Raw genomic sequence first — 2,982 nt, 5'->3', positions numbered from 1 at the left:
ATTTACATAGTTTACACATAAAAAATATCCTCCTGGTTATTACACCTAGAGGATATCTTTATTTCTAATCAATTTTATGTACTTTTTTATTTAATGTCCTTGACACGGGGTCCACATTAATGAGTTAGGTATTTTTTTCAATCATACAGAAAAAGCCTTAGAATATCTGAAACCGGTTAGGAGGATCTCTTATGCTAGAAAAAATATATAGTTTTAACGGAAAAGACATTACAATGAATGTATGTATACAAATCAGAGATGTAGTGAAATTATTACAGGAACATTTTCAAATCAGTTTTGAAGAAGCTGTATTACGTTTCTATAAATCGGAAACATATAAGACGTTGCAGGAAACAGAAAACGGTCTGTGGGCAGAGTCAGCTGAATATATAGCAGATAGATATTATGAAGAAACGGCAGGCTAATATTCCGACATCAATAGAGTGGTTGAAGAAAGTGGACAAGTGAGTTTAAAAGAAAAGGCTAGAGTACATTTGATATCTTAGCTAATTCAAAATAACTAGGGGTTTCCTATATTTTATTTATCACGTAGTATGGGTGTAAATGGGAGCTTATTGTTTCAAGCTTATTAAGAGGCTCAAGTCATAAAAATGCAAAGGTAATGCATAAAAACATTTAGTAGCATATTACAAGTTAGTTTATAGAGCATAAAAGGAATCCTAAACACTAAGGATTCCTTTTAAAGTAGACTTGCTTCTTTTTCAAATTCTTCATAACTATTTACAAAATGATATGGTTCATACTTTCCATAGGCAGTAGGTCGACTGATAGTAATAATTTCTATATCATACCCAAGTCTTTCTTGTATTTCATCCGCAAACTTTGCCATTTCTTCCCCAGGTTCTGTCTGTAATGCGACACATCCAGTTTTATTCATCCTCTTTGCGATAAGATAACACATATGTTTATACCTCCTGCTTTGATTCTACTAGCTTCACACTATAAGTGCAATATAGTTTATCTTCTCTTGATAATCACTCATTCCAATAATAGAATACTCATAAAGGAGGTTCCTATGGATATCAATAATGTATATGTAAGAGATGCGATTTTGTATTATACAATCCAACAATATTTCAATTCTAACGATAAGAAAACGAGTCAATTTATAACACAATTAGATCACTTCAATTACAGAAGTGGACTCATACATAATATCCCTTACTTATCCTTACAATTACACGTATCAGAAAAGGATTTCTATCATACCTATCTAAGAGTCAAAGGCAGTTTTAAAACACTCCCAGAAGACGTTATATTAGTTAAGAAAGGTGATGAGATATACTCTAAACTATTAGCTATGATTCCAATATCACCACCATATTTATTTCTTAAAGGCAATGTACACTTATTAAATGAAAAGTCTGTCAGTGTAGTAGGGAGTAGAAATGCTTCTAGGGAAGCAATGGAAAAAACGGAAATACTCGTAAAAGCATTAGTCAAAAGAAATATAGTAGTCAATGCAGGACTTGCGAAAGGCATAGACACAATAACCCACCAAACAGCATTAAAAAACAATGGAAGAACTATAGCTGTCATAGGAACACCTATTAATCAGTACTATCCTAAAGAAAACAAAAACCTTCAACTCACAATTGAAAAACATGGACTTGTTGTCTCACAATTCCCACCTTGTAATAAAGTATATAAATGGAATTTCCCTACAAGAAATGCGACTATGAGTGGTATTTCTATTGCGACTATTATCATGGAAGCAGGAGAGAAGAGTGGGGCATTAAGACAAGCAGATCACTGTATAAAGCAAGGTAGAGACATCTTGATACCTTACTCATTACTACAATCTTCTCTCTTATGGCCTAAAAAGTATATACAAAAGGGAGCACATACCTTTAAGAATATAAAAGAAGTATTAGAACTATTAAGTAAAGAAATAGATTAAAAGGAGAGCATATATGTGTATTGAAATAGAAAACTATAAACAACATAATTTATTCAATTACTTTGATTACAACCAACTAGATACTGATGCTGAAGATTTACTCAATACTCTATTGAATAATCCAGAATACAACTTAAAACTCAATAAAAGAAGAGTACCTGTTATGGGAATTGCGAAAGTTTTAGGCTTTACAATCTATACTACAAAATTCAATGATTACCGTATCAAAGCAACAATAGGCATATCAAATCAACTCATTGATAAATACAAAAGTAATAAGATCATTATTTTAAGTAGTGAATATACTGATGAAGAAATTCTTTTCTCTTTATGCTATGAGTTGGCTCACTACATCTATGATAGTAATCCAAGTAATGAGTATTCTCATACATATAGAATCAATGATATAGAACTAAGAGCTATTCGTTTTGCGGATGCTTTATTAATGCCACTAACATCTTTCAAAGAAGCATATACTGAGTTATCTCACAATATTAATGATCTAGAACTTCTTATTCGTGCATTATCTGATACATTTAATGCGCCCCAAGTTGCAGTACAAAGACGTTTAAAACAAGTGATAAATACAAAGCTTTAAAGGAGTGTCAGATTTTTTATGAGTTTAAGCTTGAATAAGTCAGAGAAATCTGGCTTATTTTTTATTGCAAGAATGTTCATGCTTCTATAAGTTGGAAGAGATAAAAACTAATATGCATTTTTATTAAGTAATCTTTACGTATAAAGGGTATAGATAATATAGGAGACTTATTTTGTATCTAGAAGAGAGTATTTTCATAATCCATGACAAAGAATTAAGCAGAGTATTAAATTGCTTAAAAGAGTTTTAGACATAAATATCAGTGAGAAAGGATGATTTTATGAGCAAAACAATTGAACAGCTTATTGAAAGCTTAGATACAATACCTTTTTCGTATTATAGAACTAGAAGTTATTCAAGTAATAATTCTAGTTTTTTATTTTATTTAGAAGTGATATCATATCACTGAAGAGAAGTTAATCAATATAACTTGAGACATCCATAAGGTAAGCTCGTAAACAAC

4 protein-coding genes are annotated in these 2,982 nt (G+C 31.0%); 3 read left to right on the top strand and 1 reads right to left on the bottom strand.

Annotation, left to right across the window (positions count from 1 at the left end; all coding sequences use genetic code 11):
* Positions 1-191: 191 nt before the first annotated feature.
* Positions 192-425, top strand: coding sequence for a hypothetical protein (locus EAI80_RS12575; protein WP_129982313.1), 234 nt, complete (start codon positions 192-194; stop codon positions 423-425).
* A gap of 275 nt (positions 426-700) precedes the next feature.
* On the opposite strand, the gene EAI80_RS12570 is transcribed toward EAI80_RS12575, so the two are convergent.
* The gene (locus EAI80_RS12570) at positions 701-922 is read right to left on the bottom strand and encodes a DUF6718 family protein (RefSeq protein WP_129982312.1); all 222 of its coding nucleotides are present in this window, start codon (positions 920-922) and stop codon (positions 701-703) included.
* A 114-nt stretch (positions 923-1,036) separates the two neighbouring features.
* On the opposite strand from EAI80_RS12570, the gene EAI80_RS12565 reads away from it, so the two are divergent.
* Together EAI80_RS12565 and EAI80_RS12560 are read left to right on the top strand one after the other, a co-directional pair.
* Positions 1,037-1,921, top strand: a complete 885-nt coding sequence (locus EAI80_RS12565; RefSeq protein WP_129982311.1) for a DNA-processing protein DprA — start codon at positions 1,037-1,039, stop codon at positions 1,919-1,921.
* Between the two features lie 13 nt (positions 1,922-1,934).
* The gene (locus tag EAI80_RS12560; protein ID WP_129982310.1) at positions 1,935-2,519 is read left to right on the top strand and encodes an ImmA/IrrE family metallo-endopeptidase; all 585 of its coding nucleotides are present in this window, start codon (positions 1,935-1,937) and stop codon (positions 2,517-2,519) included.
* Positions 2,520-2,982 lie beyond the last annotated feature (463 nt).

Origin of the sequence: Catenibacterium sp. co_0103 (assembly GCF_004168205.1) — a bacterium.
Lineage (GTDB): Bacteria > Bacillota_I > Bacilli_A > Erysipelotrichales > Coprobacillaceae > Catenibacterium > Catenibacterium mitsuoka_A.
Note: the sequence above shows the minus strand (reverse complement) of the source record. Positions and strands in the feature narration are given on the sequence as shown.

Coding starts and splice junctions, on each gene's coding strand:
- EAI80_RS12575 (WP_129982313.1), top strand. CDS start 192: ATGCTAGAAAAAATATATAGTTTTAACGGAAAAGACATTACAATGAAT.
- EAI80_RS12565 (WP_129982311.1), top strand. CDS start 1,037: ATGGATATCAATAATGTATATGTAAGAGATGCGATTTTGTATTATACA.
- EAI80_RS12570 (WP_129982312.1), bottom strand. CDS start 922: ATGTGTTATCTTATCGCAAAGAGGATGAATAAAACTGGATGTGTCGCA.
- EAI80_RS12560 (WP_129982310.1), top strand. CDS start 1,935: ATGTGTATTGAAATAGAAAACTATAAACAACATAATTTATTCAATTAC.